Source organism: Mesorhizobium sp. WSM4836 (assembly GCF_055811815.1).
In genome coordinates, this window is the sequence record NZ_JBVVQF010000154.1 from 1 (window position 1) to 248 (window position 248).

The 248-nt window shown below is 44.0% G+C and carries 1 pseudogene; it reads right to left on the bottom strand.

Annotated elements, in window-relative coordinates:
* Positions 1-248, bottom strand: a pseudogene (locus AC0L2P_RS32485) (hypothetical protein); the annotation flags it as partial.

Below are 248 nucleotides of genomic sequence, written 5' to 3' on the forward strand. Positions count from 1 at the left end.
TTTTGTGTGGTTGGGGTTTTTTTGTTTGGGTGGGGGGGGGTGGGTGTTTTTTTTTTTTTTTTTTTTTTTGTTGTTGTGTTGTGGTGCCCCGCCGGGTGGTTGTTTTTTTTTTTTTTTTTTTTGGGGGGGTTTTTGGGGGGTGGTTTTTTTTTTTTTGGGGGGTTTTGGTTGGGTGTGGGTGTTGGGTTTTTCCCTTTTTTTGATTTTTTGGGGGGGGGGGGGTTGTTGGGGGGTTTTTTTATGGTGGC